We start from the raw sequence: 22,481 nt of genomic DNA on the forward strand, positions 1-22,481 counted from the left end.
GCGGTCGGGTCGCCGCCGTCGATCCAGCCCTTGCCGGACTTGGTGGCGTAGCCGAGCCCGAAGACCTTGTCGACGAACGCCCACAAGAACGTGAGGCCGTAGACGATCCGCAGTACGGCGAAGGCCCGCCCGGCAGCAACCCGGGTGGCGCTGGTCGGTACTGCATCGCGGTCGGGCTCCATCACAGGTGCGGGGATGGGCCGCCGGTGCGGTGTGGTGGTCATGATCTTTCCTTTCGAATCGAAGTGATGTGTTGATCGTGGCGGCCGCCGCACCCTGCTCGGCAGAGCATGTGGTCACAGGCGTTGGTGCCGAAGGGCCTGTCCTCACGGGCCCCAAGCCTGCTGCGTTACCGCCAGTCCGCAGACAGGCTGAAGGTGCGGCAGCGGTTGTCGCGTGAGCAGTTCGTGGAGGCCCCTCATGTCCGAAGACCAGCTGACGATGGAACAGATCGACGTACTGCTCAGCGCCGCCGTCGCCGCACCCAGCATGCACAACACCCAGCCATGGCGGTTCGAGATCGACGGCAACGTGATCGACGTCTACCTCGACGGCTCCCGAGCCCTGCCCGCCGAAGACCCCACCGGCCGCGCGATGCGCATCGCCGCCGGCGCCGCGACCTACAACCTGCGCTGCGCAGCCGCGTCCATGGGCTACAACAGCTGGTTCGGTCTTGTACCCAACCCCAAGGAGCCCGACCTGGTCGCCCGCATCGTCGTCGAGCCGACGGACACCCCCGACCGCAACCTCCAGAACCTCTACACCCAGATTCCCCGCCGGCACACCAGCAGGGAGCCGGTCCGACCGGTGCAACTGTCCACGGACACGCGGATTGCGCTGACCTCGGCGGCGATGGACGAAGGCGCCGACCTCACCTGGCTGCCGCCCGACAAGGTCCACGCGGTCCTCGACCTGCTGGTCGACACCGATCTGCGCGAGATCGGCGACTGGCACCGCCGCGAGGAGCGATCCCACTGGATCGGCGGCGAACGCATCGCGCACATGGTGATCCGGTTCGGCCACAGCACAGTGCACGGCGCAACGCCACGGCGACCCGTTTCCACCTTCGTCCACACTCCAGCCGAGGAGTCGAAATGACCGGCCTCAGGAATCTGCAGACCGAGATCGCTCGGGGCCTGGTCAGTCGTGAGGGGTGGCGTTGGCGGGGTTGGGGCGGCGGTAGAGGGTGCGGCCGGTGGTGGTGACGGTGTGCAGGAAGGAGAACGGTTCCTTCGCGTACTCCGTGAGTTCCTCGCGGGTGAAGACGTGGATGTCGACGGGGATGAGCATGGAGCTGACCAAGGGCATCAGGTCCGTGGTCCGGCGCGACGCGGGCAGATCCGTGTCGCGGATCAGGACCAGGTCGAGGTCGCTGGCCGCGGTGGCGGTGCCTTTGGCGTACGAGCCGATGACGATCACCTCCTCGGGGTCGGCGCGGGCGACGATGCGATCCACCAGGGCGTTGATCTCGCGGTCCGTCAGCATGTCAGGCCACCGTGTAGTTGATGATCAGGAACAGTTCCTCGATCGCGTCGGCCGGTAGTGAATGCCAGTCGGCGGCGCCGTCCGCCCGCAGTTTCAGCACCCAGTCGGCCAGCACGAGTTCCGCGCCGGTCAGATCCTTCACCGCCCGGTGCATCCCGGCGAAAGCCGGATCGACGCTGAGCGTGAGCAGATCCGCCGGCGTCTCGCCCAGCCCCGAGACCATCACCTGGTGGTCGCCGCCCTTGATCCGCGCGACGACCTCGATCCGGCGTACCTTCTTCGCGCCGGCCTTCTTGGCGAACAAGGGCAGCCGCGCGGCAAGCCCACTCAACGCCAGTTGCTGATCGTCTCCCGGCCCGCCTGGGTGCAGGAACCGGTACCACGCATCGGGGAAGTCGCGCTGCAGGTCGTACACCCAGTACAGGCCTTGCCGCCCGTCCGCCAGCTCCAGTTCGTTCAACGTGCTCTTCAGTGCCGCGGTCGCGGGTTCGCCGAGTGCCTCGCCGGCCTCGCGAGCGGTGTAGTTCACATGCAGGACGACGTCGGAGATCGTGTCCAGGTCGAACTGCGCGTGCTCCTTCGCGATCCGCAGCTTCCATGAGCTGATCGCTCCCGCGCCCTCGAACGGCAGGTACCGTTCGTCGGCGAAGTCGAGGACGAACATCCCGTCGTCGTGCTGGGCGTCGCTGGTCGCGATCGACTGGACGGCGCCGATGCCGTCGCGGAAGCGCGGATCTTCGACCGACGTGTCGCGCGGGTACTTGCCACCCAGCAGCGTCGAGTCGGCGCGCAACTGGTTCCCGGTCAGGGTCAGTGTGCAGGCGATCGACGTGTACGGTCCGGCCACACACGGGATCGACAGGCTGACCGACTTGATCCGCCGGAAGTAGTGCCCGGGGAAGTCCAGATCGAACAAGGCCTCCGGCAGGTCGACGTGGCATTCGCCGTTCTCCCGCAGGGACAGCAGCGCCACCGGATCGAACTGCGCGAGGGAGACGTGCTTGGTCAGCTCGTACTCGCGCTTGTTCTGCTCCAGGTGCGCGGCCTCGAGCCGGTTCAGGTCGTACGACAGGCGTTCGCCGGCCAGCAGCCCCTTCCGCAGACTGTCCCAGTAGCCGAACTTGACGTAGTTCGAGGTCGGCAGCCCGAGTTCGTACCGGAAGCTCTGCTCGGCCCGCTTGGCCAGGTCGTAGGCGAGCTGGTAGCTCTGGAAGTAGACGGTCGAGATCTGGTTCACCATCCACTCGTACAGTTCGGTGGCGGTGAACTTGGTGGTCAGGTACTCCGCCTCGACCTTGGCCAGTTCGATCCGCTGGTCCTGCCCGGCGAGCTCCTTCACGGCGAGCTGGTGCCGGATGTCGGCGGCCGCGATCTCCTTGTCCAGTTGCGGAAGCTGCAGATCGGCGAGGGTCTTCTGCAGCCCCCAGTCCTCCGCGCGCCGGTCGTAGCTGCCGATCGTCGAGGTCATCCCGGCGCCCATCTGGGCGATCGTCGAGCCGCCCCGGAGCGCGTCGGCCGCGCCGTACAGCGAGATCGCGAAGTTCTTCCCGCCGATCTTCAGCTTCACCGTCGGGGAGCCGCCGAAGCCGGACACGCCCGCATCGATCTCCGCGATCAGGGCGAGCGAGGCACCGATCGCCCGGACGACGGTCGCACCCGTCTCCAGTCCCATCGCGCCGATGGTCAGCCCGAGCCACGCCTTCTCCCAACCGTTCCAGCCGGCGTCGATGAGCTTGGTGTAGTGCGCCGACCGAGCTTGGGTAATCAGCTTCGACGCTTCCAGCGCTTCCTTGTTGCGCATCGCCTCGGTGATCTGATCGGAGCGGATCGAGCGGACCTGTTCGAGCAGCTTCTGCTCGTGCCCGGCCCGCAGTACGGCGAACTCCTCCGCGTCCCGCTTCTCCAGCGCCGCAAGCATCGCCGAGCCGAGCGCCCGTACCTCGTCGCAGACGGCTCGGGCCCGCCGCAGCATCACGGTGAACCGGTACTGCGGTGCCGGCGCCGACAGATCGTTGATCACGGCACCGATGTCCAGACCGGCCGCCGTCGCCTGGACCAGCAGGGCGGGATCGATCGGAGGATCCGACAACGGCAACTGGCGGACGACGCCGGCCAGGTTCATGCAGTGCCGGATCTTGAACAGCCGGTCGTCGATCGTGTCCCACAGCGTCTGCAGCTTGTCATTGTCCGGGATCCCGAAGTACAGGACGTCCAGTCGCGGCAACTCCGGCCCGGCCGGGCCGGCGCCTCCTCCGGCGCCCGACGGCGGCGGCACCAGATTCTCGATCTCGGTCAAGACGTTGCCGAAGGCATCGATGCCTTCCTGCCTCAGCTGGTTGAAGGTCTTGACCGGTACCGGGTCCTGCCGTGGCACCACGCGTGCCCTCGGCCCCCGCAGCTCCGCGCACATGACATACAGCTGAGTGGCCTCGTTGATCGACTCGATGGTGTCCTGGGCGAACAAGTGGTCGGCCCAGGCGATCAGCGTCTGGATGTACTTGATCAGCACGTTCTTCTGATAAGCCACGGTACGCATCCGGGCGATCAGATGGGGGTTGAACGGGTTGTCGCGCCACTCCCGGACCTGCTCGCGCAGCTCGGCGTCGCCCTTGGCGATCCCCAGCATGATGTTCTGGATCTTCTGCTGGTAGTACTGCGCCTTGGTCGTCTCGTAGAACGGCTTGGTGATCCAGAACCGCTGCTGGGGCGTGTCCGGGTCGGCCGTCGTCGTGTCCGGCGTCGTCGGGTCGAAGATGTAGTGGAACCAGCTGATCGCCTCCTCGAACTTCTGGTCCGAGCTCAGCTTGTTGGCGATGAAGAACGGTACGTGGAAGAACAGCTCCCAGTTGTACGGCGAGTAGGCGCCCTTGTAGCTGAAGTCGACGTCCTCCACCGGATAAGGCTTGGTGACCACCGGGGTCGGCTTGTAGCCGGCGAAGTCGAACGGTGCCGGGCTGCCGGTGATCGCGGCCGGGTCGACCTGGATCCGCCGGTTCAGCAGTCCACCCAGGCCCCAGATGTTGAGTTCCTTGATGAACAGTTCGACGTACGGGTGGTAGTGCGGGAAGAACTCGAAGGTCGCGATCTCCTTCGAGTGCCAGGCGTGCGACCAGTACGACCAGTCGGTGCGCCACGAGTAGTCGACGAAGTACGAGCGCCAGGGGTCCCAGACGAAGAACGAGCCGTCACCGGCGAAACCCCGCGCCTGCGAGTCGACGACCGTGCGCGTCAGGCCGGGCGCGATCTGGTCGAGCAGGCGCATCGCCGGCGCGTTCTCGTGCGCGGTGAGCAGATGCGGCTTGACGCCGGTCTCCTCGATCGCGTTGTAGTAGAAGTACTGCGACTGCGTCTGGTGCAGGATGAGGTTGTTCTCGAACCGGCTCTCCGCGGGCGAGACCAGTTGCTCGTACTGCGAGGTCTGGCTCGCCGTCGTGATCTGCTTGCCGACCTTGTCGAACCAGGCGTTGCTGATCGGGGCGTAGGCGGCAGTGTCGTTGGTGGCGAAGACGCGGGTCCTGATGAACGGTTCGGCCCTGGTCCGGAAGCTGACGTTGTCGAGCCGGCTGCCGCCGACGGTTCCCTCCGACAGGTTGACGAACGAGTCCGACAGCACCTTGGGGGTCCATTTGCCCTTCTTGAGTTCGCTCCAGAACAGGCGGACCTCCCAGAAGCGGGTCGGCGCGATCAGCGTCGTACTGGCGTTCTCGGATGGCGTCGTCATGGCCGTCGGCGGAGTGGCCTTCGCGACGAACTGCGGCCAGAGCAGGTGCAGCCTGCGGTTGTGCAGGCCGATCACCAGGTGTTCGGAGCTGATGTCGAGTTCGACCTTGCGCCAGGCAAGCCACCGGGCTCCGTTGATCCGCTGCCGGTAGTAGTGGTCCGGACTGGCGCTGCTGCGGGTCCGGCCGATCACGTGCAGGACCGACTCGTCCGCCCCGATCGCCTGGTCGTAGGTGGCCCGGATCTCCAGGTTCGCCACCGCGTCCAGCTTCTCCAGGTAGTTGAGGTAGGCCTGCTCCGCCGTCTCCTGGGTGATCTCGTTCTGCAGCAGCTCCTGCTCGAGATCGACGAAGAACGGCGACTTCTCGTCGCGCAGTTCCGGCTCGATCCAGTTCTCCGGATACAGGAAGACCTTCCGGTTCGCCTCCCAGACGCGGTACCGCTTCATCCACGGCCACTGCTTCCACTTCTGGTCCAGCGCCGAGTTCGCGAGGATGTCGACCTCCAGGTTCAGCAGACACCGCTGAGCGAACAGTTGCGCCGAAGCCGCCGCCTGCTTGAGCCGGGTGGTCACCATGCACGGCTGCATCTCGACGTCGATCAGGTAGTAGCCGTAGAGACCGTCGGAGTCGACCCAGTTCTGTCCTTGTGCCTGGTCGGGATGGGCCACCAGCCAGCTCACCAGCGCCTGCCGCTTGGCCTCCCGGAAACCGTCCTGGACGGGAGTGATGACCTGCAGCCATTGGGACAGGTCGTACTTCGCTTTGACCGACTGCTTGAGCCCTTCGACGATGTCCTCGGTGGGCTGCGCCACAGCCCACGAGACCGCCCGAGCAGCAGTGACCCCCAACGACCGCAGCGCGCCGAAGCAGTCAGCCAACCTGTTCAGCGTCCCGGGCTTCAGCAACTGCTGCACGGTCGTGTCCGTGCCGGCCACCTTGTCGACCCAGCCGAACGCCTCAGCCAAAGACACCACGTCGGCGCTGTTCCAGCCTGTGAGCGCACTCAACGCGGTCACGGCGGCCGCAGGTGCGGTGGTCGGTGCAAGCAGTAAGGACGCGAGCTCCAGCGCCGTACCGGCCGAGGCAGGCAGCCCCGAGCGCCAGGCGAAGAATCCCCGGAGCGAGATCCATTTGGCCAGGTCGACGGCGGGCCCGGTCGAGTCGACCGGGAAGTCGCCCGGATGCGGCCATGCCAGTCCGGTCGCATTCGCCTCGACCAGCCACCAGGCCACGTCGGGCGCACTCAGCGACAGCCGGCTGATCACCTCGGCGTTCTTGTGCAGCAGGCGCAGGGCTGCGAACTGCGACGGGAAGCCGGTTTCGTCGAGCGCGAACTGGTAGCTCCCGTCGGGCAGCACGGCCAGCAGCCGTGGATCGTCGAGCACCTTCGCCAACGGATCCGCGCCACCAGGCAGCCGCAAGCCGGCCAGCAGCGAGTACGTCGTCGGCACGTCGAGCGAGAGCGCCTGGGCAAGCTTCTCCTGGACGAACTCGGCGGCGTCGCCCGGATGGCTGTGGGCGTCGTCGGCGACCCGCTGCAAACCTTCGCGCAGCGTCTTCAGAATCGCGCTGATCGCCTTGTCCTCAAGGGCGATACCGGTGGCCCCGGTTCGCCGGTCGGTCAGCAGGTAGTCCAGTTCGCGAGGCGAGAAGCCGGACCCGGCCAGCTGCCTGGTCAGATCGAGAAACGCCAGGGTGGCAGCCGGATCGGCGTACGGATCCTGACCTGACAGCCGGATCAGCACGAGCAGTTCCTCGACGCCGAGTCCCGCCGCGCGGGCCAAGGTGGTGATGCGGAAGATGCCGGCCAGGACCTCGGCGTCGAGCGGATCCGCCGGTGTGAGGGCCAGCTGCGCCAGGATCAGGGTGAGATCCGGCTCCTTGATCCGGAAGGCGGCCAGCAGCCCGGGGACGCGGCCCGAGATCGGCCCGGTCAGTAGCTGTGGCGATGCCGGGAAGGCAGCCACGGAATCCACGAGCTTGTTGCGGAACAATCGCTGGTACAGCGTCTGGATGGCGACGCTTCCGTTGCTCCGGTCGACGTACGACGTGTCGTCGATGCCGGCGTACAAGGCCCGGACCTCGGTCCAGTCCAAACCGCTTGCCGAACGCAACCGTTGCATCCGCGCGATGTCCTGCAGCACCGCGTCGGTGAGCTGCAGATCGATCACAGCGGGATTCGGGTCGCCGTCGGGCAGGAGGCTGTCCAGCTCCCACATCTGCGCGTCCAGTGCCCGCCAGAGCCGGATGAACCGGGTGATCCTGGTCAGCACGTCGGCAGTCAGGTTGCGAATCACGAAGGTGGCCGTGTCGCAGTTGGCCGTGTTGGGGTCGGCGTTCTCGAAGACGTGGACCGCGCGGGTGGGGTTGACGAAGCGCAGATCCAGCAATTGCAGCAGTTGTGGATAGCTCAGGCCGGTTCGATGCAGCATCACCGGCACGACGGCCAGTACGTCGAGCCAGCCGCCGGTGACATTGGTCGTCGGGTCGGTAGGCGTGTCCGGGTGCGGCAGGTTGTTGCCGTTCTCGGCCAGACCCCAGAGTTCCCACGGGTCGCGGCCGATCGGCGTACCGGTGATGATCTTGCGCTGCACCTGACTCAGTCCGAGCCATGCGGTCTCGAGCTGCACGGCGTCCGGGGCGAGCACCCCGGTGGTCTGCTGCTGGAACAACTCGAACAGCCGCGCTTGTGGTACTCCGAGGCGCTCCAGGTACGACCGCGACTGCACGTTCCACAAGTCGAACGGCAGATTCATCGGGAACACCTCACCGGCCAACTTGGTATAGGCGTCGGCGTTGATGTACTCCGGGTTGGCCCGCACCTCGTCGGCCGAAAGGAACGTCTGCTTGCTGGGCAGCAGCACGAGTCCCGCCCCGGTCTTCCGTACGCCGTACGCGTGCTCGGCATCGCGGATCACCCAGCGGCCGGTGACGTCCTGGGCGTAGACCAGCGCATCCTGGCCGATCGCCACCTCATGGGCCGCCAACTCGTCGAGGACCGACTGCTTCGCCGTACCGGCCACCAGGTCCGCCTCGATGGCAGGCGACAGGATCGCGCCGGCCGGCGGTGCGACGACGTCCTCGAGGATCTCGCAGACCAGGTCGACGTACGGCACGCCGGTGTTGGTGTTCTCGCAACTGAGCTCGACGTCGCCGAGGTCGGGCCGTCGCTCGAACAGCACCTCCCGGACGGACTTGCCCGCGTTGATCCCGGTCCCCTGGGTCTGCCGGTCCTCGAGGTAGCTGACGATGTCGACGAAGTACGCGGCCGGGCTGTAGACCGAGCGGCAGGGCGGGCACTCGCAGTAGTCCAGCGAGCCGAACAGCGACTGCAGATTCGGCAACGTGGCGATCTTGGCCTCGGTCTCCGCATCCAGCACCTGTGTCGGCACCGCGAACGGCGAACCGCCGTTGAGGGATTGGTTGTACTGCCCGAACCAGGTCAGCGCCATGGCGTAGGTGGCCTCGGCCTTGCGATAGATCCGGCGCGCCTCGACCGTGTTGATCGGGGTGTCCTTCACGGCGCTGAGGAACTGGCTCTGGCCCTTGAAGTACACCCGCTGGGCACTGTCGACCCCCAGCTTCATCAGGGTCTGTACTCCGTCGAAGGTCGGCGTCAGCTTGAACGCGCGCTGGACCACCTTCAGGTTCGCCGTCAGGCCGGCCGGGTCGTCCACACCGTCCATCGCCTCCGGATGCTCGGCGAGGAAGTGGTCGATCCGGAACCGGTCCAGCTGGAACGACTCGTTGCGCTCCAGGAACGCCGACACCCGGGCCGCCTGCGGCAACACCTCACCTGCCCGGCCGAGCTTCGCGGCGAAGGACGCCGTCGGATAGGCGCGCTGGAACTGGCCGTCGAGGATCGCGGCGTACTGCGCCATCCGCGTCTCCTCGTCGCCGTCGAGGTTCGCCGGCACCCCGACCACCTCGCCGTCGGGCAGCCGGCTCTTGAACAGCTCGATCCACTCCGGCTGGGAGAACCGGGCGAGATTCCTGAAGCCGGTCAGCGACCCGTCGTCCAGCCGGTTGCTCACCGCCTGCACCAGCGGCACGTGGTTGCGGGTCAGCGCCCCGAGCTCGAAGGTCCGTTTCACCTTCGGGACGGCGTCGGCCGGCAGTACGTCGTCACGGACCAGGTCCTGCCAGAAGGTCCCCAGCGGTCCGGCGTGGTTCGCGAACGCCGCCAGGAACGCGTCCTTGCGCTGGGCCGACTCCGGCACCAGCTCCAGCAACTGACCGATGGTCCCTTTGCCACCGCCGAAAGTCTGCTCCGCCGCGAACCTGACCTTGTACTGCGCGAGCGCGGCAAGGATGTCCTTCTTGGCGTCCCTGATCCGCGCTGACACCAGGTTGTCCGCCACGGCCCGGTCCAGCAGGTTCTCCTGCAGCACCGGGGTCAGCTCGGCGAGCCCGCGCAGCAGCTTGTCCTCCAGCAGCACCAGCCGGTCGGGATGCCTGATGTCCTCGCGCAACGAGTCATGGAAGATCGACGGCTGTCCCTGCGCCAGGAAGGCGTAGAACGCCTCGGGGACCATCGGGGCCTGCTCGCGCTCGGACTTCTCGGCGAGCCGGAAGCAGGCGGCCCAGGTACCGATCGCCAGCGGGTCGTACCCCGTCTCGCCGGCCAGGAAGGTGATGTCCTGGAACTGCTCGTCGTCCCGTAATTCCTGCGGCGCCACGTCTTCCAGTAGCGGCAGCAGTGCACCGCTCTGCTCGTCCCACTGTGAGCTGCCCTGGAACGCGCGACCGGTGAAGGTGATGTCGATCTCTGCCTCGTTCGGCACGTTGTACTGCACCGGCGTCCGGTAGAGCTCCTGCCCCTGGCCGTCGACAACCTTGAGCACCAGATCGGCGGACAGCTTGTCCGACCGGCGGAACTGGGACGGCTGATAGCGGACCTCGTAGCGCCCGCCCGGGGTCTGGCTGCTGCCGAGCAACTGCTCGGTCCGAAGGTCCCGGTCGAAGGCCTGGACGCTGACGTCGTCGCGCAGTTCGCCGTACGCGTCCCGGACAGCACCGAAGACGCGCCGGGTGTCATCGCCGGGCTCGCCGGGATCCGGCTCGTCGTCGCGCTCGATGGTGAGGTCGAGCACCGTCCGCGGGAACTCTACCCGGACGAACTCGCTCTCGCCCAGCTGGACCTCGTGGCGCAGCACCTGGATGAACACTCCGGCGCCACGTAACAGGTCCGGCGTCTGATCCGGGTTGGCGTCGATCCGATAGCTGCCCTCGCGGTCGGTCAGGGCATCGTCGCCGAAGCGGACGGTCTCCTGACCCGGCTGCGGCCGCCGCAGTCGCACGAAGGCGCGGACGGTCGCCCCTTCGACGACGCCGCTCCTGCTGCCGATCCGGCCGGTGAGGGTCACATCGTTTTCTGGCATCTGGATCTACCTTCCACGTCGTCCTCACCAGTACTTACTGATCAAGTAGGCGGCCAGGCCCACGGCGGCACCGATCGCTGCCCCGGTGCCGGCCCCGATCGCGGTACCGGCGATCGGCACCACCGAACCGATCAAGGCTCCGATCGCGGCCCCCGCGGCGGCCGCTCCGATCACACCCGCGGCCAACTGGGCGTCCCGGTTGCTGGTCAGCTTGGACGCGCCGTACTCCGCGAGGTTGCCGCCGAGGACTCCGGCGACCGCGCTGCCGGCGACCAGCGGCGTGTACGCCGATGCCGTCGCCAGACCGCTGCCGAGCGCGGAGTAGCCCGCTCCGTAGGCGTACATCGACAGGCCGGCCAGCCCGGTCTCCACCTCGGCCACCAGCGGGATCGTGCCCCGCACCAGCCCGACCACCAGCGTGCCGCCGGCCCCGACCAGCGTCGGTCCGAGGATGTACGGCGGCATCGGGCCGCGGCTGCCGGTCATGTCCTTCATCACCCGGCGGCCGGTCTCCACGTGCAGCGTCCGGGGACTCGCGTAGTCACCCCAGCCCTCTTCGACCTCGGCCTCGTAATGGGGATAGAGCCCACGGTCGGCGTACGTGTGCGGCGTCGCGTAGGTGCGCCCGTTCGGCGCGACCTGCGGCGTGCTGTTCTTGGCCAGTGACTGCAGCGGACCCATGTACCGCGGGTCGTTGGTGATCCGCGGATCGAGGTTGGTCCGCCGGCCCTGGAGCCACTTCAGGTAGTGCTGGGCGTTGTCGCCCGGGCCGAAGGTGTAGAAGTTTCGTGCGTTGGCCCGGCCGGCCGCCTCGGCCGCCTTGAAGTCGGTGCCCGCGGGCGCGCTCGGCAGGTCGATCTTCGGTATCTGTTTGATCTCCGGCGAGATCCCGGGCGGACCTTGGACAGCAGGCCGGCTGAGCAGGCCGACCCCGCCACCACCGCCAACTGACGCGGCCGGAGCCTGCCCGCCGCCACCGCCGGTCGTACCGTTCACACCACCACTCGAACCGCCGCCGGACCCCGTGCCCGAGCCGGCTCCGGAGCTGCCACCGGACGAGCCGCTGTCGGCATCCGCCGCCGGTGGCGTGACCTCCTCGACCGTCACGTCGGCGATGAGCCAAGCACCCTTGTTCCATTTGAGCGTGCCGGTGCCCGGCTTGACCCGGTAACTCTTGCCGTCCACATCGAACGACTGTGAGCGGACCCAGGCCTCGTACTTGGCCCCGGCGGCCTCGGTGTGCTCCTTCTGCGCCGCCTTGATCTCGGGTGGTTTGCCGGCGAGGGACCAGCCTTCGCGGCCGGTCGGGTCGGCCACCATCACCGGGTTGTTGTGGCAGTACAGGTAGAGGTTCGTGCCGTCGGTGAAACCACCGGGGTCGGCACTGATCCACCGCCCCAGCCAGGGCGCGTAGTACCGGGCGCCGCCGTAGTGCAGGCCGGTCTCGTCATCTCGTTCGCGTCCCGCGAAGCGGTAGCGCTTCAGGCTGAGATCTGCCGACGGCTTGCCCGACCGGTACGCCGTCGTGCCGTACGGGTGGTACTCCTCGTAGGAGATCGGTGTGCCGGTGTCGTCGGTCTCGAGCGTCGCCGAGCCGACCTGGTTGCCGTACTGGTACCGGATCAGGGCGGTGCCAAGTGGGTTGGCCGGATCGGTGTTGTCGTCGTCACGGAGCTTGAGGTCCACCTGAGCGATCCGGCCCGCGGTGTCGGACACGTGCAGGGTGTGGCGTTCGAGCCTGACCGGGCCGTTGGCCTGTCGTTCGCGGTAGATCTCGACCGCGCCGAGATAGATGCGTTCCACCCTGGCACCGCCGACGCGCTCGATCACCTTCCGGACGCGGCGACCGCCGGAGTCGTAGCTGTAGTACGCCGTACCACCGCCGCCCAGGTCGACCTTGGACAACTGGTCCAGGAGGTTCCAGGTCAGCTCGCCGGGGGTGGGCAGTCGCAGGTGCAGCAGGTTCCCACGGTCGTCGTAGTCGTAGGTAGCGCTGTAAGGGCCGACGTCGGGGTCGTCGGCAACGCTGGTCGCGGCGAGTCGGTTGGTCAGCTCGGTCGCATCGACTTCGTACTGGTACTGGTAGTGACGGGTCCAGCTTCCATTGGCGGTCGGTGCGACGTGGCGCAGGCGGGTCAGGTTGCCGGCCTGGTCGTAGTCGTAGAACTCGGTGTAGTTGCGCACGGCACCGACATCGTTGACGTGGGGAAGCTGCGGGACCGCCTCGACGTCGCCGCTGCCGAGCACGGTGTCGTTCGCGCCACCGGCATGCTCGCGACCACTGGCGCTGGTGAGCTGGTAGAGCGCGTCGTACCCGTACTGCGTTTGTGCCGGGACCACCGCGTTCTTGAAGAAGAACGTGGGTTGGGCCTCGTCGCGGACTTCGGTGATGTTGCCGACGGCATCGTAGGTGTAGTGCAGATTCTGCAAGCTCTGCGACGCCGGATCCTCACCGGCCTTGACCGCTACCAGATTCGCCAGCCGGAAGGTGTCCGCGTCGTACAGGTAGCTGAGCAAGACGCCATTGCCGTACCGCGCGGACCGTCGTCTGCCGAGCGCGTCGTACTCCTGCTCGGCCAGGAACTCCACCAACGGTCCTTGCCCTTGTACCTGGACCTGCAGCCGGGCAAGCGCGCCGGCGAGGTCGTAGGTCGGTACGACGACACTCCCGTCCGGCAACGTGATCCGCCGCGGCCGGTTCAAGGCGTCGTACTCCGAACCGGCGGGGAACGGCTCCGCGTCGAGCAACGCGGCCGCGGCGACCTGGATCGCGGCGTACCCGTCCGCGGCGGCCACCGCGCTCCAGTCGGGCAGCGCGGTGTGGTCGGCGGTCAGGATGCGTTCGAGCGCGACCGGATTGCCCTTGAAGTCGACCTCGAGCACGCGGGTCATGCCGGCCGAGTCGAACACCTGGTGGGTCAGACCGAGCAAGTTCCGTTGTTCGGCGTCCGCGACCGCCTCGCCGTAGACGAGGTGACTCAGGCGGATCTCCGGCTGACCTGGCCCGGCCGCGAAGGTGCCGCTCGGCCGGTTCAGGGCGTCGTACTCCGTGCGGTAGGACCGGCCGGAAGCGTCCCAGCTGCTGACGATCGCGCCACGGGCGTTGACGAACGACCAGCGATCGCCCTTCTCCGGGCTGGTGCCGAAGACAGCCGCGCCACTCATGGCGGTGAAGCTCGTGGACACCTTCCGCCCGAGCTGGTCGAACAGTGCGCTGAAGCGGCCGGTCAGATCGCTCTCGGCGCGGGAAGCGGCAGTCTTGCCGCCGCCGTAGTCGAGCACGGTCCAGACCGTCCGGCCGAGGCTGTCGAAGTGAGCGGTGGCCGGCGTGTTCGCGTGCTTGGCGGCCAGCCACGCCGCTCTCGCGGCCGGATCAGCCAGCGGCTCGGGGCCGGCCGGATCAGGGCTGCCGCGTTCGGCGTACCAGCGGCTGTCGAGCACGGTGTCGTTGGCATCCTCGTCCCGCTGCCACCAAGGCGTGAAGGTGACCCTGGCCAATGTGCCGTCCGGGTTCTCCACGCGGACGGCCCGGCCCAACGGATCGTAGTGCCGGACCGAGGAGACGCCGACCGTCCGTACTGCTTCCTCCTCGTCGTAGCCGTCCGTATCGCTGAAGAACGGCTCGTACTGTTTGACCGGCAGGCCCTTGTTGTTCAGGAGCGTGCGGCCGCTGCAGAGCCAGCGCGGGTCGGCATCGATCTCGGTGGTGCTGCCGTCCGGGTTCGCCCGGGACACCTTGCCCGGCACGGCCTGCGACTTACGCATCGCAGTACCGCCAGAGCCGTTGCCGTAGACGAGGCTCTGACGCCATTGCCCTGCCCCGTGCTCGGTGCGGTGGAACGAACGCACCCGGTTGGGCGTATTGGTGAGGAGCCAGTTGAACATCTCGTACTCGACCCGGGTGGTCGGATCGTCGAGGGTGTCACCTTCGCCGGCTCCGGCCTTGCCCATCACCGCCGAAGCAGTCACCCGGCCGAGTTCGTCGTACCGGACGGCAGTGCGATTGCCGTTCGGATCGGTCAGCTGGACCGGTCCGAGCACCCGGTAGTCGTTCAATGCAAGGCTGTCCTGCCATGGCGCCTGGGTGACCTGGACCCGCTCGGGCAGGAGGTCGTACTGGTCAAGGGTCGTGAGTGTTTCGATGCCGGTGGGGTCGACAACACCTGCGGGAAGGAAGAAGTGTGCCGCCGGATCCTGCGGATAGACGTAGGACGCGGAGGGGATCCACCAGCCGGGGTCGCCGTCGGCATGGACGTAGCCGGCGTCGAGCCAATCGTCGGTGCTGAGCTTGCCCCCGTAGTACTCGGCAACCACTCCAGGGGTGAAGGCCAGTTGGAGAGTGTGGTGGCTGAGACCGAGGGTGTCCCACTGGCCGAGCGGGAGTTCGGTCAGATCGTTGCTTGCGAACAGTGTCCTCGTCCGTGCCAGCAACCGGCTCTGAAGACTGATGCCGTCGGCAACAACCTCGTAGTCGATCGGTACGGCGGTGGCGAGTGCGTCGCCGAGCTCCTGACGGGTGAAGCGGACAGCGGCCGGCGTCGTACCGGTAAGTTCATGGTGACGGCCCTCGTAAGCCACCGGCAGGCGGAAGACCGTGGGGCCGTCGATCTGGGGCGTGAGGTCGACCTCGGTGATGGTGACGGTCAGGCGCTGCTGGGCCTCGGTCACCTCGATCGGCAGCTCGGGGTCGGCGAGCGTCCGGCCGTAGGTGATCGACGCAGTGCAGGTCGGGATGCCGAAGGGTCCGCTCGACAGCACGATGCTGTGCTCGACGCGCGGATCTCCGAACTCCCGTTCGTAGTGCCGGTCGAGAGTCTGCACCGCCTTCGGATGCCAGGCGCCGGGTCCTTCACGGGTCGTCTGCAGAAGCTCGACCTCGTAGCCGAATTCCGTTACCTGATAGGGATTCGCGGCCTTCGGCGACCCGTCGAAGCTGTAGGTCTCCTTGCGCAGCGGCAGTCCGCGGAGCGCCCGCACGCAGTCTCGCAGAGCTGCCGCGTCCAGGCCCGGCGGCAACCCGGCGTCGGGGAGCTCGCGCAGGCCGAGGTGGTACTCCTTCTGCAGTTGGTGCAGGATCCGGTCGGCTCCGAGGAACGCGCCGGTGTGGAACCAGCTGCGCGAGGTGACCGGAGGCTGCTGCACCAGCGGATCAGGGTCCTGCCCGGCAGCGGGGACGAACTCGTCGACACTCTCGGTGTCCTGGCGTTCCACCATCGCGAAACCACAGAACTCCCGTTCCTCGCCGTCGTAGTGACCGTGGTGATAGGTGTACGTCGAGACGAATCTGGTCCGTGAGATCAGGTCGAGTTCCTCGAGCCGCTCGACCACGTGCACCGGGAACGGCAGCCGGGTCGCCCAGGGCCGACCCGCCCGGCGATCTGCCAGCAGGAACTTGGTCGACGCCGCGTAGCCGATCTTGGTCACGCCGCCGATGTTGTTGGTGACCGTGGTCAGCAGGTACGGCTTGGTTCCACCCATCAGGTCGACGTAGCGGACCGGCGCCGGGATGTCCGCCGGCAACGGCGACGACCAGACCAGGCAGGCGGTGCCTTCGCCCAGCAGGTCGGCCAGCTGGACCACGGTGTGGTCGTCGAGGTGCGGCAGCGTCGGCAGGTCGGCCGGCGCGCTCCACGAGTTGCCGCTCTGGTTCGACCACAGGCGCACCTGCGTCGGGCCGACGTACAGGATGTCGACCAGGCCCGAGCCGTCCACGTCCGCCAGCCGCAGCCGGCTGGCGTCGAACTGGTCGGGCCGATCGAAGAAAGGGCTGTCGGACATCACGATCCGCGCGCCGAACCTGCCGTAGCCCAGATTCGGCCAGTAGCAGATCTCGCTGTTCCTGATCCGGACGAGGTCGTTCAGACCGTCGCCGGACATGTCCGCGAGGAAGACACCCTCGCGCGGACCGGTCCCGATCGAAGGCCGGGCCTCCTCGGAGCTCGGCCGTGGTACCGGCAGCGCCCGGCCGAAGCCGGCGTCACCGCGGGACGGATGCCAGCGATAGACGCCCTCGTCCGCGATCAGGACGTCGGCCAGGCCGTCACCGGTCAGGTCGACCAGGTGCAGCCCGGGCGAATCCCAATCGATCCGCGGCAGCTCGGAGAACGGCACGAAGGGCGCCCAGCCGCCGTCGTCGGTGCGCTCGTGGAAACCGGCCGGCTCGCGGCCGAGGCTGACCAGGTCGAGGCGGCCGTCACCGTCGAGATCCACGAGCCGGTGACCCGCGCCGAAGTCGGCCGCGTTCGGCAACGGGTCGACCGTCCGCAGCGGACCGAGCGTGCCGCCGCCGAGGTTCGGGGCGTAGTACCAGCCGCCCGCCTGCTCGGTGAGTACGCCGGTCAGGCCGTCACCGTCGAGATCGAGCCACTGGTGACTACCGGGCGCGCCAAGTCCGTAAGGCAGGGTGCCCGGTGCCACCTCATGGACGGTTCGGTCGATCTTTGCGCGGCTGTACTCGAGGCTGAGCGGTGGCGTGCCGGCGCTGGTGTAGCCGTCCGGGGAGCGCTGGTAGCCGTGCCGGGTCACCGACGTCAGCAGCGACGCGACAGGAGAAAGCTCGTAGCCGAGATCCATCGAGCTGACCAGGCAGTCGGCGCGCACGTCCGGCTCGTCCGGAAAGTGGTGGAACATCAGGATCCGGCGACACAACCGATAGGTCCGTACTTCGAAGCCCGCCCGCCGGCTGGAGAAGGCGTCCGGCCGGACCGGCCTCAACCCGTCGTCGCCCGGGAGCGGACGGCCGGCGTCGTGCTCGCCGTAGTCGAAGACGAGCTCGAACATCCATCGCGCGTCAGCCAGCGCGGCCGCCGGTACATCAACCGGACGACTCCCGGTAGCGTCCAGAAAGGGCGTGCGGTTGCCATAGCGGATTGCTTTGAGATAGCGGTTGGCGGTGCGTGCTGCCGCCGGTCGGCCGACTTCGTGCGGCGCCGTGAGGTCGACGTTGTCGGTGTTCTCGGCGGCGTACTCGTAGTACACGCCGTTCCCGACGTCGTCGCGGGTCTCACAGAGCAGCCAGCTGAAGACGCGGCTGCGGCAGGCCGGGTCGGCCGGATCCGGTGCGTCCTCGATCCGTGAGCTCGAATCGCGGCCGTAGACCGCGAGAACGTTGGCGGGCGACAGCGTGCGCCAGTGGACGTCGCCGTCCGTACTCCGGGTCCACCGCTCCACCCGGACGAAGCTGCCTTCGACCCGCGGCCGATACCGGCGTACGTCGTACCCGCCGATCTTGTCGTCCGGCCGTGGTGTTCCGTCGGGCAGCCGGACCGCGACCAGGTCGTCGAGTCCGCTCAGCCGGAAGGTGTCCTGCTCGCCCGGCAGGTCGTCGAGGTACCGCGGCAGGCCTCGCTCGGTCGCCCTGCTGACGACCGGCAGATCCAATGACCAGCCGAGTCCGAACGGCCCGTTCCCCGTCCCGGAGTCGTACCGCAACGCCAGTTCCGGGCCGAAGCCCGATCGCGACGCGCTCGCGGGCAGCGACAACGTCATCCCGCCGGTACCGCGAACCGACTCGGCCCCGAACTTCTCGCCGATCCCCCGGATCGCACCACCCCCGGTCGGCAACCCACCGGCAGACGGCAGCACCGGGGCGGCGAGAGCCGTCTTCTGATCCCTGATGGTTCCCCCCATCAACGACGGCGCACTCCACACCCCCATGGAGTCCCCACACCGTCACGACCCTTATAGCCGCTCCCCAGCCCCAAAGCCAGACTTCGAGACTCCCCGCGGGACTTCGAACTCGCGGCGGCCCTGGGGGCAGAGGACGGTCTCCATCGCATGAGGTCGGAGGTTGGCTAATCCTGCCAGTCGGCCTCTGTGACCCGCCCTCCGACCACGTCGACCGTCAGCTGCACAGGACCGTCAGGCAGCACGTACAGCTCGTAGCTGCCCGCGGGGACTTCGAAGAAGACCGCCGAGTAGACCGTCTCCCCCTCGGGCGATGTTCGGGGAACGACCGCCACGTGCGGGAACCCGTGAGTGTGCTCGTGGTGCCCAGGTCCGTGATCATGGGCGTGGTCATGCCGGTGACCGGCGGGAACAGGTTCCCCGGCGGTCCAGCCTGCCGGGCGACGTTCGATTTCAACGTCCTCCAGTTCGGCCGGCATCGTGAGCACGATCGCGCCGACGTCGTCACCGATGTCGAGCAGGACCGAGGAGCCTTTGCCCGCATGCGGGTTCTCCTCTGCGTTGGTCAGCGGCTTGGTGATGGGCGCAGTCATGACGCGGCCGGGACGCCTGGCTTGGACTGGTAGCCACCACCCGGCGTACCGAGGTACGGGAACACCTTGAGGTAGTCGGAGTTGGTGTTCGACGTACCGTCCTTGACTGCCGAAGCCGCACCGTCGGGCTTGTACGCCGGGTCGACCAGCGGGATCGTCAAGCCCGCGACAGCGCGGATCTCGACCGTGACGACGTCGTCGAAAACCCTTCGCCCGTTCGGGAATCCGGCCGCGTCGCCGGCCACCAGGCCCAGCGGGTTCGGCGTCTTGGCCGGCGGGACGGCGACGTTCAGGCGGAGCATGTCGGCCTGGACCGGGCCGGTGTAGTTCTGGAATCCCGGTACCACGCCCTTCGGGATCCCGGTCAGCAAGATCGCGGCCAGATCGGCGCGGGGCTTCTTGTATGCCGCCAGGTTCGGGAACACGCCGGGATAGAGCACCGGCAGGAGCCCCGCGAGCTCCGGCTTGGTCACGTACTGCGCGTACTTCTTGTCCTCCGACGGCGGCCGGCTGTTCCACTTGTCCTTCTCGGCCATCGGCACGATGACCTCGTTGAACAGCGGGTTGCCCAGCCGGGAGACCTGCTTGTGCGGGCCGTGCCACACCGAGATGCCGAGCAGGTCGTCGAAGATCTTGGACTGCTGGCGGCTCGCGGTGGCGTAGACGCCGATGACGGACCTAGCGTCCATCACGTCGGTCGGCTTCCTGCCGTCCCGGGTCAGGTCGGTGATCGGCACCTGGAGCGCGATCGTGTGCACGTTCGAGCCCTGCAGCCCGTTCACGCCCATCGCCCCGGCGGACGGGATCAGGTGCGCCGCCTGGAACGGACGCAGCGTTCCGAGGTCGAAGATGCTGCCGAGGTCCGCGAAGAACCCGTCGGCGCGCTGGCCGGCGAACACCTTGCGGTTGGTCCCGAAGGTGTGGACCGCCTGACCGGCGAGCTTGGCATAGTTCGGCGTACTGCGTGGGCCGACGTTGACCGGCGGCGCCGCCAGGTCGCGGGCGAGGATCCGGGAGCGGCCGTGCTCGACCCGGGTGACCGAGTAGTACTGCGGGCGGTTCCAGGTCGTGTCCTTGATCGAGGTGATCGGCCCGGTGTTGTACAGGAAGGTCTTCTTGTTCCGGATCTCGGCATGGAAGCGGAACTGGTAGCTGATGTCCGCCTTGCCGTCACCGCCGTTGGAGATGTGGATCTGGTACAGCACGTCGTCGCCGAACTCGTAGAAGTTCGGCCCGCCGTACGGGTTCTGGAACGGGATGAAGTTGGCGATCAGCGTGACCGTGTCCGGCTTGTCCGGGCTGACGAACGCGTACACGTCGGTGTTGTCGGCGACCGGGTCCTTCGAGATCTCCGGTGCTTCGCGATGCGAAGACATGAAATTTCCTCCAGTGAAAGGTCGAGCTCGAGCTGGGCAGGCCACCGGCGGCGGCCCTGCGGGACCGGCGACGGTCAGGCGGTTCGCACACCGGCGAGGCGGGCGGCCAGCTCGCGGTCGGTGATCAGCACCTCGCGCTCGCCGACCATGATCGCCAGCTCGCCCTTCTTCACGTCCTTGACGTGGACAACGAACGACTCGGCGTCGGCCAGGTCGGACTGCTCCAGCTGGGTCGCGGCGTCGGCCGACTGCGCGCCGTAGATCTTCGGCGCGGCAACAGCGCCGGCCGCGGCCACGGTCCCCGCACCTGCGAACACCAGAAAGCCGCGGCGTGTTGCGTCACTCATGACTGTCCCTTCCTTCTCCGGTACTACGCGGCCACCGGCGAATGCCGCTGACCGGACCGCCACACATGCGACCTCATCGCAGCTGTCGTGACCTGGATCACAACGGCGGTCGGGGGGCATTCGAGCCTGGTCGGCCAGTGGATGGGTGAAACGGGCGACGAATTTCTGCCACGGTCCGCGGAGTTGCCCCGCCACAGAATCGGTGGTCAGCCGGCGATGCCGTAGCGACGGAGTTCGCCTGTACTTGCGGCCGGGGCTGTGGCGCGGTCAGGCGGTCGAGGTGCTGAGCTGGACGACGGGTTCGAGGTCGCCGCCGCTGGGCAGCGTCGGGCGGGCAGAGCCGCCGCGTGGTTCGATGGTGACGCCGAAGGCGACCTTGCCGGTAGTGCCGTGGCTGATCACAGTGGGGTGCAGCGATTTGCCGTCGGTGAGTCCGATCGAGCGGGCGTTGTGTGAGCCGTCGATGAGCCACAGCTGGTACGTCCTGCGGCCGGTGAGCGGTTTGAGGCCGCGAACCAGGACGACGGCGGCGTCCTGGTGTGCCGACAACACCACGGTGGCTTGGCCGCCGCCGGCGACCGCACCCTGAAAGGTGCGGGTGTCCAGCTGGGCCAGGATGGTCGCGGTGCTGGTGTTTGCGGCGGTCGTCGCTGCGTTGTCGCGGTACTGGTCGAACGCGACTCCCCCGCTGGCGGCGACAGCGACGAAGGCGGCCGCGAGGGTCAGCGAGCGCCGCACCGTTCGAGCCCGGTTCGGTCTGGACCCTGCGGCAACGCTGACCTCTGCACGGGGCTCGGGCGGTAGCTGCCGGAGCCGACCGACCGCTGTCAGCACCTTGGATTTCAGGGCCGCCGGCGGCTGCCTGGCGACGTACCGGCTGAGTCTGGTGACGGCCTCGCGAAGATCGTCCACCTCGGTGCCGCAGTCGGTGCAGCCGGCCAGATGCCGGTCGAACGCGGCTCGCTCCCAGTCGTCCACGGCGTCCATGACGTACGGACCGCTCAGGGCGTGTATGTCGACTGTTGATGTCACGTGGCATCGCTTCCCTGGAGCCGTCGCGGTGAGGTGTATCGGAAGGCGTCCTCAGCTGGAGCTGGAACGGTGGTGCCTCCCTGGAGTTGGGAAGCACCACCGCTACTGCTGGGTCGGTGTCACCGTGATCTGGTGTCCTGGCCTGGTGACATCGACCCGGTGATGCCGGACCGACGGGATCGTCAGGCCGCCGGCGGCATCAGCACGGTGTCGATCAGATAGACGGTCGCGTTGGCGGTCTTCACGCCGCCGCAGATCACCTTGGCGTTGTTGACCATCAGGTTGTCGCCGGAGCCGGTGACGGTGAGGGCCTGCTTCTCGACCGTGGTGTGCTTGCCGACCACCGCTGTCTTGTCCAGCTGACCCGGTACGACGTGGTAGGTCAGGATCTTGCTCAGCAGCGCGTCGTTGGTCTTGAGGGTGTTGATGGTCGCGGCCGGGATCTTCGCAAAGGCGGAGTCGACGGGTGCGAACACGGTGAACTCACCACCGTTGAGGGTGGAGACCAGGTCGACCTTCGGGTTCAGCTTGCCCGAGACCGAAGCGACCAGCGTCTTCAGCAGCGGGTTGCCTGATGCGGCGGTGGCGACGGGAGCCGCGGCCATGCCGTCCACCGAGCCGGCGCCGCTCGGGTTGGCCTTGGCGTAGTCGGCGCAGCCCGGTCCGACCAGACCGGTGGTGTTGTCGACAGGCATCGCGCTCGGCGTCTCGGCGGGGGCCGAGGTGGTCGTGGAGGTGCTGGTCGACGGGCTGCTGCTCGAGTTGTCGTCGTTGCCGCCGCAAGCGGCGGTGACGAACAGCAGTGACAGGGCGGACGCGGCGAGGCCGACCCGAACGAGGCTCTTGGACATGACGAGATCTCTCTTTCACTGAATGGTACGGAAGCCGGGGCGACTGGTAATTCCGGCGAAGACCGTCA

General features: G+C 67.7%; 9 protein-coding genes and 1 pseudogene. 1 reads left to right on the forward strand and 9 read right to left on the reverse strand.

All coding sequences use genetic code 11. The features are described from left to right. Positions 1–224 (reverse strand): annotated as a pseudogene (locus DIZ26_RS37330) (hypothetical protein); the annotation flags it as partial. Between the two features lie 172 nt (positions 225–396). On the opposite strand from DIZ26_RS37330, the gene DIZ26_RS03420 reads away from it, so the two are divergent. Further along, complete coding sequence (locus DIZ26_RS03420; RefSeq protein ID WP_269815368.1) at positions 397–1,098, forward strand: nitroreductase family protein; 702 nt, start codon at positions 397–399, stop codon at positions 1,096–1,098. A gap of 42 nt (positions 1,099–1,140) precedes the next feature. Here DIZ26_RS03420 and DIZ26_RS03425 read toward each other — a convergent pair whose 3' ends face one another. From DIZ26_RS03425 to DIZ26_RS03460, 8 genes are all read right to left on the reverse strand, one after another. Continuing rightward, on the reverse strand, positions 1,141–1,485 hold the full coding sequence (locus tag DIZ26_RS03425) for a nucleotidyltransferase domain-containing protein (protein WP_112237621.1): 345 nt from the start codon (positions 1,483–1,485) through the stop codon (positions 1,141–1,143). 1 nt (position 1,486) lies between these two features. Next, the gene (locus DIZ26_RS03430) at positions 1,487–10,588 is read right to left on the reverse strand and encodes a Tc toxin subunit A-related protein (RefSeq protein WP_157979563.1); all 9,102 of its coding nucleotides are present in this window, start codon (positions 10,586–10,588) and stop codon (positions 1,487–1,489) included. 24 nt (positions 10,589–10,612) lie between these two features. Continuing rightward, positions 10,613–18,217, reverse strand: a complete 7,605-nt coding sequence (locus DIZ26_RS03435) for a SpvB/TcaC N-terminal domain-containing protein (protein ID WP_198675872.1) — start codon at positions 18,215–18,217, stop codon at positions 10,613–10,615. 164 nt (positions 18,218–18,381) lie between these two features. After that, entirely contained in the window at positions 18,382–18,807 is a 426-nt protein-coding gene (locus tag DIZ26_RS03440) for a hypothetical protein (RefSeq protein WP_112237627.1), read from the reverse strand. Then, the gene (locus tag DIZ26_RS03445) at positions 18,804–20,183 is read right to left on the reverse strand and encodes a DUF4331 domain-containing protein (protein WP_112237629.1); all 1,380 of its coding nucleotides are present in this window, start codon (positions 20,181–20,183) and stop codon (positions 18,804–18,806) included. Before DIZ26_RS03445 ends, DIZ26_RS03440 begins: the two co-directional genes overlap by 4 nt. A gap of 74 nt (positions 20,184–20,257) precedes the next feature. Then, positions 20,258–20,530, reverse strand: a complete 273-nt coding sequence (locus DIZ26_RS03450; RefSeq protein ID WP_112237631.1) for a twin-arginine translocation signal domain-containing protein — start codon at positions 20,528–20,530, stop codon at positions 20,258–20,260. A gap of 267 nt (positions 20,531–20,797) precedes the next feature. Further along, positions 20,798–21,562: an anti-sigma factor gene (locus tag DIZ26_RS03455; RefSeq protein ID WP_112237632.1), complete on the reverse strand. Its 765-nt coding sequence runs from the start codon at positions 21,560–21,562 to the stop codon at positions 20,798–20,800. Positions 21,563–21,744: 182 nt separating this feature from the next. After that, entirely contained in the window at positions 21,745–22,413 is a 669-nt protein-coding gene (locus DIZ26_RS03460; RefSeq protein ID WP_112237634.1) for a fasciclin domain-containing protein, read from the reverse strand. Positions 22,414–22,481 lie beyond the last annotated feature (68 nt).

Origin of the sequence: Kribbella monticola (genome assembly GCF_003261635.1) — a bacterium.
GTDB lineage: Bacteria > Actinomycetota > Actinomycetes > Propionibacteriales > Kribbellaceae > Kribbella > Kribbella monticola.